10 protein-coding genes are annotated in these 17,197 nt (G+C 67.8%); 5 read left to right on the top strand and 5 right to left on the bottom strand.

Features of this window, described 5'->3' with window-relative positions; genetic code table 11:
* Nucleotides 1–66 precede the first annotated feature (66 nt).
* Nucleotides 67–2,832 (bottom strand): Rne/Rng family ribonuclease, encoded by a 2,766-nt coding sequence (locus FSB78_RS13675; RefSeq protein WP_147084208.1) that lies wholly within the window; start codon nucleotides 2,830–2,832, stop codon nucleotides 67–69.
* Nucleotides 2,833–3,321: 489 nt separating this feature from the next.
* Between FSB78_RS13675 and FSB78_RS13670 the strand changes: the two genes are divergently transcribed.
* Nucleotides 3,322–4,560: an N-acetylmuramoyl-L-alanine amidase gene (locus FSB78_RS13670; protein ID WP_147083162.1), complete on the top strand. Its 1,239-nt coding sequence runs from the start codon at nucleotides 3,322–3,324 to the stop codon at nucleotides 4,558–4,560.
* 37 nt (nucleotides 4,561–4,597) lie between these two features.
* Here the strand turns inward: FSB78_RS13670 and FSB78_RS13665 are convergent, their stop codons facing one another.
* Nucleotides 4,598–6,766: a TonB-dependent siderophore receptor gene (locus tag FSB78_RS13665; protein WP_147083161.1), complete on the bottom strand. Its 2,169-nt coding sequence runs from the start codon at nucleotides 6,764–6,766 to the stop codon at nucleotides 4,598–4,600.
* 383 nt (nucleotides 6,767–7,149) lie between these two features.
* On the opposite strand from FSB78_RS13665, the gene FSB78_RS13660 reads away from it, so the two are divergent.
* Nucleotides 7,150–9,111 (top strand): OPT family oligopeptide transporter, encoded by a 1,962-nt coding sequence (locus FSB78_RS13660; protein WP_147083160.1) that lies wholly within the window; start codon nucleotides 7,150–7,152, stop codon nucleotides 9,109–9,111.
* A 132-nt stretch (nucleotides 9,112–9,243) separates the two neighbouring features.
* Here the strand turns inward: FSB78_RS13660 and FSB78_RS13655 are convergent, their stop codons facing one another.
* The 3 genes from FSB78_RS13655 to queF all read right to left on the bottom strand — a co-directional run bounded on the left by FSB78_RS13655 (nucleotide 9,244) and on the right by queF (nucleotide 13,424).
* Nucleotides 9,244–10,530: a glycoside hydrolase family 130 protein gene (locus tag FSB78_RS13655; protein ID WP_147083159.1), complete on the bottom strand. Its 1,287-nt coding sequence runs from the start codon at nucleotides 10,528–10,530 to the stop codon at nucleotides 9,244–9,246.
* Between the two features lie 42 nt (nucleotides 10,531–10,572).
* The gene (locus FSB78_RS13650; protein ID WP_147083158.1) at nucleotides 10,573–12,843 is read right to left on the bottom strand and encodes a glycosyltransferase family 4 protein; all 2,271 of its coding nucleotides are present in this window, start codon (nucleotides 12,841–12,843) and stop codon (nucleotides 10,573–10,575) included.
* Nucleotides 12,844–12,977: 134 nt separating this feature from the next.
* Nucleotides 12,978–13,424, bottom strand: coding sequence for a preQ(1) synthase (queF, locus tag FSB78_RS13645; RefSeq protein WP_147083157.1), 447 nt, complete (start codon nucleotides 13,422–13,424; stop codon nucleotides 12,978–12,980).
* 155 nt (nucleotides 13,425–13,579) lie between these two features.
* Between queF and FSB78_RS13640 the strand changes: the two genes are divergently transcribed.
* The 3 genes from FSB78_RS13640 to metC are packed head-to-tail and all read left to right on the top strand — an operon-like array spanning nucleotide 13,580 to nucleotide 17,184.
* A complete protein-coding gene (locus tag FSB78_RS13640; RefSeq protein ID WP_242008280.1) occupies nucleotides 13,580–15,127 on the top strand; it encodes a cryptochrome/photolyase family protein in 1,548 nt (515 codons plus the stop codon).
* A gap of 21 nt (nucleotides 15,128–15,148) precedes the next feature.
* A complete protein-coding gene (locus tag FSB78_RS13635; protein WP_147083155.1) occupies nucleotides 15,149–15,985 on the top strand; it encodes a sulfurtransferase in 837 nt (278 codons plus the stop codon).
* Nucleotides 15,943–17,184, top strand: a complete 1,242-nt coding sequence (gene metC, locus FSB78_RS13630) for a cystathionine beta-lyase (protein ID WP_147083154.1) — start codon at nucleotides 15,943–15,945, stop codon at nucleotides 17,182–17,184. Before FSB78_RS13635 ends, metC begins: the two co-directional genes overlap by 43 nt.
* Nucleotides 17,185–17,197: the final 13 nt, after the last annotated feature.

Genomic DNA, 17,197 nt, shown 5'->3' with positions numbered 1-17,197 from the left:
CCCTGGCGGGGGAGGATTTTTGACCTGGAGACTGGAGGCGCGGGGATCACCCCGCGCCTCCTTGCATCACGCGCCGAAGGTGCGCTGCCACCAGCCGCGGCGGGGGGCGCCGTCGGGATCGTCGTTCGACGTGTCCGGTGCGGGCGCCTCGGGCTGGACCTCGGCCTTGACCGGAGTCGTTGCCACGGTCGCGCTCAGCGCCTCGTCGACCGGGGCGGCGTCGCCGGCATCGACCACGACGTCCGCTGCCTTCTTGCGCGGACGGCGCTTGGGCTTGGCGGGTGCCTCGTCCTCGACCACCGGTGCTTCCTCGACCACGGGCGCCGCTGCCTTGCGGCGGGGCTTGCGGGCCTTGGGGGCGGGCGCGTCGGCCACCGGCTCGGGCGCAATTGGCTCGGGCGCGATCGGCTCGGGCAGAGCCTCGACGATCGGAACCGGCGTTTCGACCGGCGCCAGCTCTTCCATCGTCGCGTCGGCGACCGCCTCGGCAACCTCTGCCGGGGCAGCGGCACGAGCGCGGGGACGACGGCGCGTCTTGGGCGCGGGCTCGGCGGGTGCCGGTGCAGGCGCGGCCTCCACGACGGGCTCGGCTTCGGGCTCGGGCGCGTCGGCGATCAGCGCGGCATCGTCCGCGGGGACGGTGTCGATCGACTGCTCCTGCGTGCCTTCGTTGCGGCGACCGCCGCGACGACCGCGACGACCGCGCCGACGACGGCCTTCGCCGCCGCCTTCGCCGTTGCCTTCGCCTTCGGTCTCGGACCGGTCGGACTGGACCGTCTCGACGGTGTCGTCGCCGGCGACCTCTTCGACCTCGGCATAGTCGCCGGTGTCTTCGGTCTCTTCGCCGGCAAGCGCTTCGCTGGCTTCCGTGCCGTCTGCGCCGTCCTCACCGGGACGCGCACGACCGCGACGACCGCGACGGCGGCGGCGCTTGCGGCCACCTTCGCCCTCGGCGGCCGCCTCGCGCTCACGCGGCTGTTCGCGACGGCGGGGCTGCTCCTCGACCTCGGTCTCGTCGACCTCTTCCTCGTCGATCTCGTCCTCGATCTCCTCGGGCAGGTCGTCCTCGTCGTCCTCGATGATCTGGACGAACTTGGGCGGGTGCGCGGGCGGCGGGCCACTGGCCTCGACCGTCATGTGCGCGCCTTCCTCGTCCTGGCCGGGGATGATCTCGACGATCACGCCGTAGCGGTCCTCGATCTCGGCGATGTCGGCACGCTTGCGGTTGAGCACGTAGACCGCGGCTTCCTGGCTCGCGCGCAGCGTGAGGACCGAACCGCGACCGCGGGCGGCCTCGTCCTCGATCATGCGCAGCGCGGAAATGCCCGACGACGATGCGGTGCGGACGAGGCCCGTGCCCTCGCAATGCGGGCAGGCGCGGGTGGACGCCTCGAGCACGCCGGTGCGCAGGCGCTGGCGGCTCATCTCCATCAGGCCGAAGCTCGAGATGCGGCCGACCTGGATGCGCGCGCGATCGTTCTTCAGCGCCTCCTTCATCGCCTTCTCGACCTTCCGGACATTGGAATTGTTGTCCATGTCGATGAAGTCGATGACGACGAGCCCGGCCATGTCGCGCAGGCGCAGCTGGCGGCCGATTTCCTGGGCTGCCTCCAGGTTGGTCGCGGTCGCGGTCTGCTCGATGCTGTGCTCGCGCGTCGAGCGGCCGGAGTTGATGTCGATCGAGACGAGCGCCTCGGTCGGGTTGATGACCAGATAGCCGCCCGACTTCAGCTGGACGACCGGATGGTACATCGCCGACAGCTGTTCCTCGACGCCCGCGCGCTGGAACAGCGGCACCGCGTCGGCATAATGTTTGATGCGGCGCGCATGCGTCGGCATCAGCAGGCGCATGAACTCCTTGGCCTGGCGATAGCCGTCCTCGCCCTCGACGATGACCTCGTCGATCTCCTTGTTGTAGATGTCGCGGATCGCGCGCTTGATCAGGTCGCTGTCGCCATAGACGAGCGCCGGCGCCGACGCCTTCAGCGTCGTCTCGCGGATGCCGTCCCACAGGCGGGCCAGATAGTCGAAGTCGCGCTTGATCTCGACCTTGGTACGCTGCAGCCCGGCGGTGCGGACGATGCAGCCCATCGACGGCGGCAGCTGCATGTCGGCCATGATCGACTTGAGGCGCTTGCGATCGCCCGCGTTCGAGATTTTACGCGAGATGCCGCCGCCGTGGCTCGTGTTGGGCATCAGCACGCAATAGCGGCCGGCCAGCGACAGATAGGTCGTCAGCGCCGCGCCCTTGTTGCCGCGCTCTTCCTTGACGACCTGGACGAGCAGCACCTGGCGGCGATGGATCACGTCCTGGATCTTGTAGCGGCGGCGCAGGTTCATGCGGCGCTCGCGCAAGTCCTCGACCGCGGCGTCGTCGCCGTTCGACTTGCGCTTGCGCCGCGGGGTCTCGCCGTCCTCGGCGGTATCGGGCTCGGCGCCGCCATCGTCCTCGAAGCGCTCGATATCGTCTTCGCTCGGCTCTTCGCCCGACTCCAGATCGTCGAACTCGTCGTCGTCCAGGTCGTGCTCGGCGCGCAGCGCGGCTTCCTCGGCGGCGTGCTCGGCCTCTTCGCGCAGCAGCGCGTCGCGGTCTTCCTTGGGGATCTGGTAGTAGTCGGGATGGATCTCGCTGAACGCGAGGAAGCCGTGGCGGTTGCCGCCGTAATCGATGAACGCCGCCTGGAGCGACGGCTCGACCCGCGTCACCTTGGCGAGGTAGATATTGCCCTTGAGCTGCTTGCGTTCGGCAGACTCGAAGTCGAATTCCTCGATCCGGTTACCCTTGACGACTGCCACGCGGGTTTCTTCCCGGTGGCGTGCGTCGATCAGCATGCGCGTTGTCATTATGAAGTCTCCGCGCGCGCGCCGGGCCTGTTTGCTGCCGTCGCGCGCTTGATGGTGGAGCGCCCGGGCCAATCGCCCTGAGCGCGTGGGTATGCGAATGTGCCTCTGCTCGCCACGCACGCCGCGGGTACAAGCCCGGCGGCTCCCAGGCGACCGCGCCCCCACCGGCGAAGGCCGGTCGGTCAGCGGGGCAGGGGAAATGCGTCATGAGAGCGTCAACCTGAAGTGCCGCGCCCGGGACCGGGCCGGCTATTGCCCGGCGATGGTCGGTATTCGGACCACGCACGGATGCACCGCAGGGCTAGCACCTCGGATACCATATCGCAACTGGCAGTCGTCGGCCGGGGGCGGCAACGGCTTGCCGGCAAAATCGTGCCGAACGGAAAATTAACCGCGTGCGGCAAGCCTGCGTTCTGGAAGCAGCGTCTACCCACTTGGCTTCGAAGCGATTTTTCGATCGATTCTAAGGGGTTTGTAATGGCTTTTCGCTGGACCGGCGAGGCGACGGCGCGGCAAGGTCGCAGCGTGTTCGCGCTTCTCGCCATGATGGCCGGTTGGGTCCCGGCGCCCGTCTGGGCGGCGACCGTACAGAGCGTCGCGGTGCGCGACGGGCGGATCGTCATCCGCTTCGACGACGCGGTCCGCGACGCGAGCAGCCGCGTGCAAAGCAACGACGGCCGCATCATCGTCGACGTAACCGGCGCCACCCCCGGCGCACCGTTCGCGGCCACGGGTCTGGTGACCCGGATGACGCAGCAGCGCCACGGCAGCGGCGTCACCAGGCTGGTGTTCGACCTCGCTGGACCCGCGATCGTCGAGGATGGCGGGTTCGATTCCGACGGGCGCGCGTTGACACTGTCGCTGCGCTCGGTCGACGATGCACAGTTCGCCGAGGCCGGGATCGCCGGTCCACTCAACTTTTTCCCCTTCAATCTCGGGCAGCGGTCGCGGCCGAAGTACAAGGTGTCGATCCCCGTCCCACCGGCCACGCGCAGTGGGAAGCTTCCCCGCGTGCAGGGTGACGATTCGCGCCCGCTGGTGGTGATCGATGCAGGGCATGGCGGCGTCGATCCCGGTGCGATCGGGCCGGAGGGGCTGCGGGAGAAGGATGTGACGTTGAGAGTCGCGAAGGCGATCCGTGACGAGTTGCTCGCGAGTGGGCGGGTGCGGGTCGCGCTGACGCGGGACGACGATCGTTTCCTTGTGTTGCGAGAGCGTTACGGGATCGCGCGGCGGCTGCGGGGCGACCTGTTCATCTCGATCCACTGCGACAGCACCGGGAGCCCGGAAGCGACGGGTGCGACCGCCTATACGCTGTCGGAGGTCGCATCGGACAAGGAAGCGGCACGATTGGCCGCGCGCGAGAACAAGGCGGATGTGATCTCGGGCGTCAATCTGGGCGAGGCGGGCGCCGACGTGTCGTCGATCCTGATCGACCTGACGCAGCGCGAGACGATGAACGCATCGGCGACCTTCGCGCGACTATTGGGGCGCGAGGCGAAGCCGCTGATGCCGCTGAAACCCAATTTCCACCGCATGGCGTCGCTGATGGTGCTGAAGGCGCCCGACATGCCGTCGATCCTGTTCGAGACGGGCTATATCTCGAACCCGCAGGACGCCGCCTTCCTCGACAGCGGCGACGGCCGGCACCGGATCGCGGAAAGCGTAACGCGCGCGGTCGAGGTGCATTTCGCGCGGCGGATGGCTGCGCGGTAATCTGCCGGTCCCCCGCTTTCGCGGGGGACCCAGAGGCCTAGAAACGATAACCGATCGTCGCCTGCACCGTCCGGCGGTTGCCGTACCAGCACCAGCCGTAATCGAGGTAGCAGGTGCTGATGTACTTCTTGTCGAACACATTGGTCGCATTGACCGCCAGCGTCAGGCCGTTGAGCTTCGGCGCGAACTTGGCGAGGTCGTAGCGGATCAGCGCGTCGGCCAGCGTCACCGACGGCGTGTTGCGCGTGACGCCGTCGAAATAGGTGCCGGCATAGACTTCGCTGACATGGCGCACCGCGCCGCCGATCGCGAGCCCCTGCAGCGCGCCGGTCTTCGGCGCCCATTCGAGATTGCCCGATACGCCGCCGCGTCCGACGCCGAGGATGCCCTTGCCGATATTGGCGGGGTTCTCGTCCTCGATCGTCCGCACCTTCTGTCGGCTGAACGCGAGCTTGGCGTTGAAGCCATAGGGCAGCGGCGCTGTCGCCTCGACCTCGATGCCCTTCGATCGCACCTTGCCCGTCTGCACCGAAAAGTTCGAATTGGGGATCGCGGTGACCAGGTTGCTCTGGTCGATCCGGAACCATGCCGCGGTCAGCAGGATGGGCGTGCCCGGGACCGAATATTTGACGCCTGCCTCGATCTGCTCGCCGGTCGAGGGTTTCGCCGTGCTGACCACGCCGGTCGGCGACAGCAGCTGCGCGGTCTGCGGCTCGAACGAGGTCGAGTAGCTCGCATAGGGCGCGACACCGAACGACGTGGTGTAGAGCGCGCCCGCGCGCCAAGTGAACTTGTTCGACGAGTCGACGATGCGCGTGCCCGCGTTCGTGCCGTCGACGCGCGCCCAGTCCTGACGACCGCTGAGCAGGACCCGCAGGCCGCCGAGCGAAATCTGGTCCTGCGCATAAACGCCCTGCTGGCGCAGGTTCACCTGTTGGACGACGGCGGGCGAGATCGTGCCAGGGGTGTAGCCGGGCACGGTCTCGGGCGTCAGCGGCACGCGCATCGTGCCGTAGACCGGATTGAACGCGTTGATCTTCGTCGCGCCACCGAACGCATAGACCTCGTTCGCATGCGACACCTGGCGGTCGGCACCGAACAGCAGGTCATGCGTCAGCGGACCGGTCACGACGGTGCCGTGCAGCTGGTTGTCGAACGTCCAAGCGTTCAGCTGCTCGCGCGTCGAATAGGAATAGCGGTCATATGTCTGCTGCGTCGGATCGCTCGCGGTCAGCGTGCCGCCCGGATAGACGATGCCGAGCTTCGAGCCGACATATTGGTAGCGTCCCGACGAGCGCAGGCTCCAGCCGCCGCCGAAGTCGTGCCGGAAGATGTAGGTGAGTGCCGCCTGTTCGCGCGAGAAGAAATTGTCCGGCTCGCCGCCGTCCCATTTGGTCGACAATTGGCCGTTGGGGTTCGCGATGAACGTCCCCGACGCCGGGAACACGCTATAGGTGCCGTTGGCGGGGTCGTGCGAATAGGCGCCGAGCAGCGTCAGGCTGGTCGAGCTGCCCGCGCCGAGCGTCACCGCGCCCGATACCGTCTGGCGCTCGCGCTTGCCGAAGCGCTGCTGCGTCGATGCGCCATTCGCGCTGCCGTTCAACCGCCACAGCACGTCGGATCCCGCACGACCGCCGATGTCGGCGTCGACGCGGTAGAGGTCGTAGGTGCCGTAGGTGCCGCTGACCGCGCCGTAGAGATCCTTGTCGAGCGGCATCTTGCTCGACAGCGCGACGAGGCCGCCGGGGCCGGACTGGCCGTAGAGCACCGACGCAGGGCCCTTCAGGACCTCGATGCGGTCGAGCCGCGACACGTCGACCTGCGGCGACAGATAGCCAGCACCGCCCTGAAGCTTGAGGCCATCGAGGAACTGTGGCGCATCGAAGCCGCGCAGCTTGAACTGGTCATATACCTCGGCGCTGGAGCCACGTTGTTCGGGGGTGACGCCCGCGACGAAACGCAGCGCCTGGTTCAGGTTCTGCAGTCCCAAGCCGGCGATGTCGGCGGCGCTGATCACGCTGATCGACTGCGGGGTCTCGGCGATCGGCGCGCTGCTCTTGGTGCCCGACATCGCCTGATTGTGCTGCAGCTGGCCCTCGACGACGATCGTGCCGTCCTCGGGCGTGGTGCTGGTCTGGGCGAACGCCGGTACCGCGGCGAGCGCGGATCCGAGGGAGAGCGCGATAAGCAAATTACGATGTGGCATGAGGGCCCCTTTCAGAGCGGCGCGCTAATACTAACGCGAGTGATTTGCAATAGCGGGTGCGACGGTTTGGGGCTCGTTGCGCAGACCCCGAGCAAAGATGCCATCGTGCGCGTCATCGATGCCCCCGTACGTCCGTCATCCCAGCGAAGGCTGGGATCTCCTGCGGTTGGCGCGGTACTTCACCGCGGGAGACCCCAGCCTTCGCTGGGGTGACGATGTGGTGACGGGGGTTGGGGGGGCGAGGGGAGAGGTGCCACGGCGGTAAGCGCTAAGCCGTAGCGATACGGAAAGCCGAGCGGGGTAGGCGAACGGCAGCGCAGGATCGGTGAGGAGAGACTTCGCCTCTGCCCCCTGCTAGCGTTGTGGCAAACCAGGGGACGAGAATGACCGACACTGCCCGTATCGCTGCCCCGCGCATGCGCGAATTGACGTTCCGGGGGATCGTGCTCGGCGGAATCATCACGCTGCTGTTCACCGCGGCGAACGTCTATCTGGGGCTCAAGATCGGGCTGACCTTCGCGACCTCGATCCCCGCCGCGGTGATCTCGATGGCGATCCTGCGCGGGTTCAAGGATTCGACGATCCTCGAGAACAACATCGTCCAGACGATCGCTTCGGCCGCGGGGACGCTGGCGGCGATCATCTTCGTGCTGCCGGGGCTGGTGATGATCGGCTGGTGGCAGGGCTTCCCGTTCTTCACGACCGCCGCAATCACGATGTTCGGCGGTATCCTCGGCGTGCTGTTCTCGGTGCCGCTGCGCCGTGCGCTCGTCGTCGACACGGTGCTGCCCTATCCCGAGGGGCGCGCGGCGGCCGAGGTGCTGAAGGTCGGCGCGGGCAGCCGGGAGGGTGGCGAAGAGAGCGCCGCCGGCCTGAAGATTATCGTCGTCAACGCGGTCGTCTCGGCCGGGTTCGCAATCCTGACGCAGACCAAGCTCGCCGCCGCCGAGGCCGCGACCTATTTCCGCGTCGGTGCGGGCGCCACCGGGATTTCGGGCGGACTGTCGTTCGCGCTGCTCGGCGCAGGCCATCTGGTCGGCATTTCCGTGGGCATGGCGATGTTCGCGGGCGTGGTGATCGGCTGGTGGATCCTGCTGCCGATCCTGACCGCGCAGATCGGCGTGGGAACGGGGACGGTCGAGGCGCTCGCCGGCACGGTGTTCCGGTCGGACGTCCGCTTCTTCGGCGCAGGCGTGATCGGCATCGCGGCGATCTGGACGCTGCTCAAGATCGCCGGACCCGTGATCGGCGGCGTGCGCTCGGCGCTGGCGGCTTCGGCGGCCAAGCGCGGCGGCGCGGTGCTGGCGCTCGAGGAGCGCGACATTCCGATCGGGATCGTCGGCGCGGCGTCGCTCGCGATGCTGGTGCCGATCGGCATCCTGCTCTGGACCGCGCTGGCGGGCGGGCCGCTGGAGGCGTCCGCGATTGGGCTGATCGTCGGCAGCCTGATCTTCATCCTCGTCATCGGCCTCGTGATCGCGGCGGTGTGCGGGTACATGGCGGGGCTGATCGGCGCGTCCAACTCGCCGGTGTCGGGGATCGGGATCCTCTCGATCCTCGCCGCATCGATCCTGCTGGTCGCCTGGTTCGGCCGCGCGGTCGAGCCCAGGACGACGCAGGCGCTGGTCGCCTATGCGCTGATCGTCACGGGGATCGTGTTCGGCGTGGCCACGATCTCGAACGACAATCTGCAGGACCTGAAGACCGGGCAACTGGTCGGCGCGACGCCGTGGAAGCAGCAGGTCGCGTTGCTGATCGGCGTGGTGTTCGGCTCGCTGGTGGTGCCGCCAGTGCTCAACCTGCTCGGCAGCACGCTCGGCTTCGCCGGCGCGCCGGGGGCGGGGCCGAACGCGCTGGCGGCCCCGCAGGCCGCGCTGATCTCGGCACTGGCGAAGGGCGTGCTGGGCGGCAATCTCAACTGGGCGATGATCGGCTATGGTGCGATCGCCGGGGTGGCCGTGATCATCGTCGACGAAGCGCTCGGCCGCGCGGGAAAGATGCGGCTGCCGCCGCTCGGCGTGGGTCTCGGCGTCTATCTGCCGATGGCGGTGACGCTGCCGGTATCGATCGGCGCGGTGATCGGCTGGGCCTATGACCGCTGGGCGCGGGGCTCGCGCGATCCGGAGCGCGCCGAACGGATGGGTGTGCTGACCGCGACCGGAATGATCGTCGGCGAGAGCCTGTGGGGTGTCGGCTTCGCGGGGATCGTCTACCTCACCAACAAGGAAACGCCGCTGGCGCTGGTCGGTGACGGGTTCGCGACCGTGGCGCTGGTCGGCGGGACGCTGCTTTTCGCGGTGCTGACGTGGCTGCTGTATCGGCGGACGATGGCGGCGGCACGATAAATTCCGTCCGGGACAGCACGATCCGGGGACGGACCCCTCCGTCATCCCGGGCTTGACCCGGGACCCAGGGGTACAAAGCGCAACGCTTGTAACCCTGGGTCCTGACGTTCGTCAGGATGACGGAGGGGGTTGTTACTTCCCCATCGCCTCGAGCATTTCGCGGATCTTCACGAACGCGAAGCCGACCGAGCTGTCGGCGATGCCATAGGGCATGAAGATCGTGTCGCCGTGGCGCAGCGCGCCGCAGCTGTAGACGACGTTGGGGACATAGCCCTCGCGGTCCTGGTCCTTGGCGGCGAGGATCGGCTGCGTCGTGCGGCCGAGCACCTTCGAGGGATCGTCCTTGTCGAGCAGCACCGCGCCGATCGAGTATTTGCGCATCGCGCCGACGCCGTGCGTCAGCAGCAGCCAGCCTTCGTCGAGCTCGATCGGCGGACCGCAATTGCCGATCTGGACGAGTTCCCACGGATAGGTCGGCTCGAGGATCTTCTCGCCATCGTCCCAGTCGGTCAGCGTGTCCGACTTGAGCAGGAACAGGTTCTCGCCGTCCTGCCGGCCGATCATCATATACTGGCCGTTCACCTTCCGCGGGAACAGCGCCATGCCCTTGTTGCGCGCGGCGCGACCGGTCATGGGGACGAGATCGAACGCGCGGAAATCGCGCGTGCGCATCAGCTCGGACTGGATCACCGACCCGTTATACGCGGTGTAGGTGCCGATCCATTCGAGCGACCCGTCGTCGTGGACGAACTGGACGATGCGCAGGTCCTCGAGCCCCTTGGACTGCGCCTGGGTGATCGGGAAAATGACGGTGCCGCTGAGCGTGCTGTCGCGGTGGCGATAGACGGTGACGGGGCCGATCGGCATCTCGTCCTCGCCGCTGCCGACCGCGTCGGTCGCGGTCGCGAACGGCGGCTCGGGCGCCAGCTTCATCTGGTTGCCGTCGGTGATGATGCCCTCGCGGAACGCGACCGACGAGATATGGCCCTCGCCGACTGCCCGCATCGACATCAGCACGCGCAGCGACCCCGGCGGCATGCCCGACTGGTCGAAGTGCGGCACCGCACTCGGGTTCATCAGCGCGGCGGCAGCGTAGGAATATTCGTGGCAGAAATAGGCGCCGATCAGCTGACGCTTCTCGTCACCGATCTCGCTGCCGTCGAGGCCGAGCATGTCCTCGATCTGGTCGTAGCGCGTCATGAACACACGCCGCGTCTGCCAGTGCCGCGCCTCGAAGTCCTTGAGCACGACCTCCAGCTGCGTCCGCGCCTCGGCGGGGGACATTTCGAGGACTTCGCCGACCAGCCGCTCGGTGCGGCTCGGGGCGCCTCCATGACCGCCCCACGCGATGTGAAACGGGCGGACGACCACACGCGACGGATCCGCGTGCAGCCTCAGCTGGTGGTTGAAAAGGTCCATCGCTTCGTCCCCGGGTCGGCCCAACAGGATGCCGCACGAAAATTATGCGACGACGCGCGAAGCTCCTGCCACGCTTTGCGATGCCTTTGAAACCCCAGAAATGGCGCAATTGGCGAGCTGCAAGGCGAGAATCGACTCGGCGCCCTGGTTGCGGTTGAGCCCGGTCGGCATCAATCCGTCGAAACAGCCGCCGTCGTTGATGCTGGCCAGCGGCAGGTCGAGGTCGTTCGCGCCGAGGAACCAGCCATAGGCGCGCTGCGCCTCGTCGTGCCAGCGGCGGTCGCCGGTGGCGTCGAACGCGGCCGCGCAGGCGTCGACGGTCGCCTGCGCCTCGAGCGGCTGCTGGTCGAACTGCAGCGGCTCGGCATAGGGGCGGCCGAAGCTCTCGCTGCCGACCGCGCGGAAGCGGCCCTCCGGCGAGGTCTGCTTGCCGACGATCCAGTCGAGCGTCGACAGCCCGCAGTCGATCAGGTCCTGTCGCCCGAGCGCTTGGCCCGCGCGGATCAGCGCCTGGGGCAGGCGGGCATTGTCATAGGCGAGCACGATCTCGAACCACTGCCATTCGGGACGGCGCGCCTCCGCCAGCAGCGCGAGGTGGATGTCGGGGAATTTCCGCAGGATCTCGAGCGACAGCCGGTGGCCGGGCTTGGCCTCTAGCATCGCCGCCGCGCCGAGCATCGCGAAACCCTGCGCGCGCAGGCTCCCCAATTCGAGGGCCAGGCTGGCGGTCGCGTCGAACAGCGCCGTGGCCCAGTCGCGGTGCTTCGCCATCTGGGCGTCCCGCGCGGTGACGCCCAGCGCCCAGAGCGTACGGCCGTTCGAATCCTCCGACCCGACATCCTCGCACCAGCTGCGATCGAACCGCATGAAGTTGCGGAAGCGGCGTTCGTCGGGGTTCCAGGCGTATTGGACGAATGATGCGTAGATCGTTGCCCATTTGTCGCGCGTGACCTCGTCCAGGTCGGGCATCGCGCTCATCAGGATCAGCGCGCGTGCGTTGTCGTCGATGCAATAGCCGTGGCGGCGATCCGGCACCGAATAGATCGAATGCTGCAGCATGCCCGTCGAATCGCTCATCCGCTCGACCGCCGCGAAATCGGGTGCGAGCGGTTTAAGCGGCGGCTGCGGTTTCGCCAGGCGGAAAGGGCGGGCGGCGACGACCGCGCGGATCTCGGCGAGGGCAGCCTCGGCCAGCTTCGGCCAGATCATCGTGCGGCCGCGTGCATAGGCGCGCTCCGACAGGCGGGTGCGGTCGCGGTCGCTCGACAGCAGCGCGTCGATCTCACGCGCGAACGCGGCGACGTCGCGGAACGGGACGAGCACGCCGTGGCCGTCGGCCAGGATCTCGGTCGCGTGGACGTACGGCGTCGAGATGACCGGCCGGCCGACGCCGATCGCGTAGGACAGCGTCCCCGAGGTGATCTGGGCGGGGTTCGTATAGGGCGTCAGATAGATGTCCGCGGCCTGCAGATAATCGATGAGCTCGCCATGTTCGAGGAATGCGTCGATGAAGGTGATGTTGTCGCTGACGCCGCGGTCGGCCGCGAGGGCCTTCAGCGTGTCGCGATACTTCTCGCCCTCATGCGCGACGAGGTTCGGGTGCGTCGCGCCGAGCACGACGTAGAGCAGGTCGGGATGGCGCGCGATCACCGTGGGCAGCGCCTCGATCACCGTCTCGATGCCCTTGTTGGGCGCGAGCAGGCCGAAGGTCAGGACGACCTTGCGGCCTTCCCAGCCGAACTTCGCCTTGTTCACCGACGTGTCGAGCAGGTCACGGTCGGGCACGCCGTGTGGGATCATGACGATCTGGCGCGGGTTGGCGCCATAGACGCGCTGCAGGATGTCGCGGCCGCGCTCGGCCATCACGATGACGCGCGATGCCCGGCGCAGCAAGCCCTCGAGCACACGGCGTTCGTCGACACTCGGCTTTTCGAGGACGGTGTGCAGCGTGACGATGACCGGCAGGGTCGTGCGGTCGAGCAGCGTCAGGATATGTTCGCCCGACGGCCCGCCGAAGATGCCGTATTCGTGCTGGACCCAAATCGCCTGCGCGCCGCTAGTCTCGATCGCGCGTGCGGTCTCGATATAGGCGGAGAGGTCGGCCTCTGGGATCGTCGCGGTGACCTCGGGTGGATAGTCGTAGCGGCCGGGATGATCGTCCATCGCGTAGACGTCGACGGCGATGTCGGGAAAGCTCGCGCGGAGCGCGGTGAACACGTCGGTCGTGAAGGTCGCGATACCGCACAGCCTGGGCAAGAAATTACCGATCAGCGCCAGTCGCGCGATATTGCCTCCGTCCGCCGGTTTCACCATCCGATTGTCCCTCGTTTGAGCACGCGGCTAGGGTTTAACCTGAACCGCGTATGTCTCGAACGAGCGCCGTAGCATAAAGTTTCATTATTGTTGCATCGCAACAGGATATGGCGGAACCCGCAGCGGGTGGAGGGTCAGCCCCGCCCGCGATAGGCGCTGACGCCCTGGTCGGGCAGCCACAGGCCGGCGGGCGGCGCCGAGGATTGCCAGAACACATCGATCGGGATGCCGCCGCGCGGATACCAATAGCCGCCGATGCGCAGCCAGGCGGGCTCCATTTCGTCGAACAGGCGCATCCCGATGCCGACCGTGCAGTCCTCGTGGAACGCCGCGTGGTTGCGGAACGACCCCAGGAACAGTTTCAGCGACTTCGATTCGACGATCGTCTCGCCGGGGACATAGTCGATGACGAGATGCGCGAAATCGGGCTGGCCGGTGACCGGGCAGAGCGAGGTGAACTCGGGCACCGCGAAGCGCACCAGATAGGTCTGGCCCCGCCTGGGGTTCGGAACATAATCGAGGATCGCCTCTTCTGGAGTGGCGGGGAGGGTGCTGGTTTGGCCGAGATGCGTAGGTGTCATGAAGCGGGATGTAGGGGCATGGGGGCGCGGGTGGAAGATGTGGGGGATCGCCATGCCGGGCTCGTCCCGGCATCCAGGGTTCCGGGAAGCAACACGTCCGGCGTGCGGAATCCTGGACCCCGGGACGAGCCCGGGGTGACGAAGGAGTGGGGGTGGTGACCCAAACTCTCGCCGTGGTCCTTGGCGACCAGCTCACGATCGACATCGCCGCGCTTCGCGACGCCGACCCGGCCACCACCGTCGTGCTGATGATGGAGGTCGCCGACGAGACGACCTATGTCCGCCACCACAAGCGCAAGATCGCCTATATCCTCTCGGCGATGCGTCACCACGCCGAAGCGCTGCGCGACGCAGGGTGGACCGTCGACTACGTCAAACTCGACGATGCCGATGCGACCGACAGCTTCACCGGCGAGGTCGCCCGCGCGATCGGGCGGCACGATCCCGAGCGGATCGTCGTGACCGAGGCGGGCGAGTGGCGCGTGATGGCGATGCTGGAGAGCTGGGAGACGCTGTTCGGCATTCCCGTCGATATCCGCACCGACGACCGCTTCCTCGCCAGCCATGCCGAGTTCGCCGCCTGGGCGGAGGCGCGGAAGTCGCTGACGATGGAATGGTTCTACCGCGAAATGCGCGTGAAGACCGACCTGCTGATGGCCGACGGCAAGCCCGAGGGCGGCCGCTGGAACTTCGACAAGGAGAACCGCAAGCCGGCCAAGGCCGACCTCCTGATGCCGCGGCCGCTGGCGTTCAAGCCCGACGCGATCACGCAGGAGGTTCTCTCGCTGGTCGCCGACCGGTTCGCCGACCATCCCGGCAGCCTCGACGAGTTCGACTACGCCGTCACCGCCGCCGATGCCGAGCGGCAGGCGACGTATTTCTTCAAGCATGCGCTGCCGCAGTTCGGCGATTACGAGGACGCGATGCTCAGCGGCGAGCGCTATCTGTGGCATTCGATCCTCAGCCCGTACATCAATTCGGGGCTGCTCGATCCGCTCGACCTGTGCCGTCGCGCGGAGGCGCAGTATCGCGCGGGCCGTGCGCCGCTGAATGCGGTCGAGGGCTATGTCCGTCAGATCATCGGCTGGCGCGAATATATGCGCGGGATCTACTGGCGCGAGGGGCCGGACTATGTCGAGCGCAACTTCCTCGGCCATACCCGCGAGCTGCCGAACTGGTACTGGACCGGCGAGACCGACATGCATTGCCTCTCGCAGGCGATCGGCCAGACGCTGGAGACCGCGCACGCGCATCATATCCAGCGGCTGATGGTGACGGGCAACTTCGCGCTGCTGATCGGCGCCGATCCTGCCAAGGTCCATCTCTGGTACCTCGAAGTCTATGTCGATGCGTATGAATGGGTCGAGCTGCCGAATACGCTCGGGATGAGCCAGTTCGGAGACGGCGGGCTGCTGGGGTCGAAGCCGTACGTCTCGTCGGGCGCCTACATCAACCGGATGTCGGATTATTGCGGGCGCTGCCGGTACGACGTGAAGCAGCGCATCGGGCCCGATGCGTGCCCGTTCAATGCGCTCTACTGGGATTTCCTGGCGCGGCACGAGGACAAGCTGGGGCGCAATCCGCGGCTCGCGATGCCGTATCGCAACTGGGCGAAGCAGACGCAGGCGGACCGCGACGCGACGCGGGCGCAGGCCGAGGCGTTTCTCGATTCGCTCGACGCAAGCGGGCCTGCCGGGTACTGATCGCGCCTGAGGAGACCGGACATGGACGCGTTGGTGACCACCGAATGGCTGGCGGGCGAACTGGGTGCGCGCGATCTCCGCGTCGTCGATGCGACCTATATCGATGCGGCGACCGGCCGCGATGCGGCGGCGGAGTATGACGCCGCGCATATTCCGGGTGCGGTGTTCCTGAACCTCGCCGAATTGCGCGACACCGACGACGAACTGCCCAATACCGTGCCTGGCCCCGCGAAGTTCGCCAGCCGGATGCAGGCACTGGGGCTGGGCGACGGGTGCCGGATCGTCCTTTACGACAGCTCGCCCTGGCATACGTCGGCGCGCGCCTGGTTTCTGTTGCGGCTGTTCGGCATGCGCGACGTCGCGATCCTCGACGGCGGGATCGCCAAGTGGCGCGCGGAGGGCCGCGAGACGGCTTCGGGGACAGAGGCCCCGCGGCATCGTCACTTCACCGTCCAGCCGGGCGACGTCGCGGTGCGCGACCTCACCGCGATGACGGCCAATCTCGAGAGCGGGGCGGAACAGGTCGTCGATGCACGCTCGGCCGCGCGGTTCACCGGCGAAGAGGCGGATCCGCGCGCGGGCGTGGCATCTGGGCATATCCCGGGGTCGAAGAGCCTGCCGTACACCAGGTTGTTCACGGCCGAGGGCATCTGGAAGCGCGGCGATGCTTTGAAGGCGGCGTTCGTCGAGGCTGGCGTCGATCTCGACCGGCCGATGGTCACGACCTGCGGCTCGGGGATCACTGCCGCCGTCGTGGCGTTCGGCGCGCATCTGCTGGGGGCGGACGTGGCGCTCTATGACGGCAGCTGGTCCGAATGGGGCGCCGATCCCGCGACTCCCAAGGCGCTGGGCGCGTGAGCGCGAGCGACCGGCCGATCGGCGACGCGACGCGGCTGGTGTCGGCGGGGCGCCGTGCCGAATGGACGCATAGCGCCGAAGGCGGCGGGATCGTCAATCCGCCGGTCTGGCGCGCGTCGACGATCCTCTACGATTCGGTCCAGCATCTGCGCGATGCGGCGGGCAGGGACACGCACCACCGGCTGTTTTACGGCCGCAAGGGCACGCCGACGCAGTGGAGCCTCGCCGATGCGCTGACCAGCCTGGAGCCGGGGGCGGAGGGCACGTTCCTCTACGGATCGGGCGTCGCGGCGATCGCCGCCGCGTTGCTGTCGGTGCTTTCGCCCGGCGACGAGCTGCTGCTGCCCGACAGCGCCTATGACCCGACGCGCGGGATGGCGATGGGGCTGCTCAAGCGGTTCGGGATCGCCACGCGCTTCTACGATCCGCTGGTGGGTGCCGGGATCGCCGACCTGATCGGCGATACCACGCGCGCGATCCTGATGGAGAGCCCCGGGTCGCTGAGCTTCGAGGTCCAGGACGTGCCCGCGATCGTCGCGGCGGCCAAGGCGCGCGGCGTGACGACCCTGCTCGACAACACCTGGGCGACGCCGTTGTTCTTCCCGGCGATCGCGCGCGGCGTCGACCTGACGATCCTCGCCTGCACCAAATATGTCGTCGGCCATTCGGACGCGATGCTGGGATCGGTGACGGCCGGACCCGGCCATTTCAAGGCGTTGCGCGACACCAGCTTCCAGCTCGGGCAGGTCGCGAGCCCCGACGATTGCTGGCTCGGCAGCCGCGGGCTGCGCACGATGGGCGTGCGGCTGAAGCAGCACCAGGCGAGCGCGCTGCAGATCGCGCAGTGGCTGAAGACGCGGCCCGAGGTCGCGCAGGTGCTGCACCCGGCGCTGCCCGATTGCCCGGGGCATGACATCTTCGTGCGCGACTTCAAGGGATCGAGCGGGCTGTTCTCGTTCGTCCTGAACGGCGGCGACAATGGCGCGCGCGCGGCGCTCATCGATACGCTGGAGCTGTTCGGCATCGGCTATAGCTGGGGCGGGTTCGAAAGCCTGGCGCTGCCGGTCGACCCGCAGCGGCACCGCAGCGTCACCGATCGTGCGTTCGCGGGGCCGATGGTCCGGTTGCAGATCGGCCTCGAAGACCCGGACGACCTGATCGCCGATCTGGAGCGGGGGCTGGCGGCCTATCGCGGCTGACACTGTTGCGCTT

Source organism: Sphingomonas ginsenosidivorax (genome assembly GCF_007995065.1).
Taxonomy (GTDB): Bacteria; Pseudomonadota; Alphaproteobacteria; order Sphingomonadales; family Sphingomonadaceae; genus Sphingomonas; species Sphingomonas ginsenosidivorax.
This window is presented reverse-complemented; position numbering and strand designations above follow the sequence as displayed.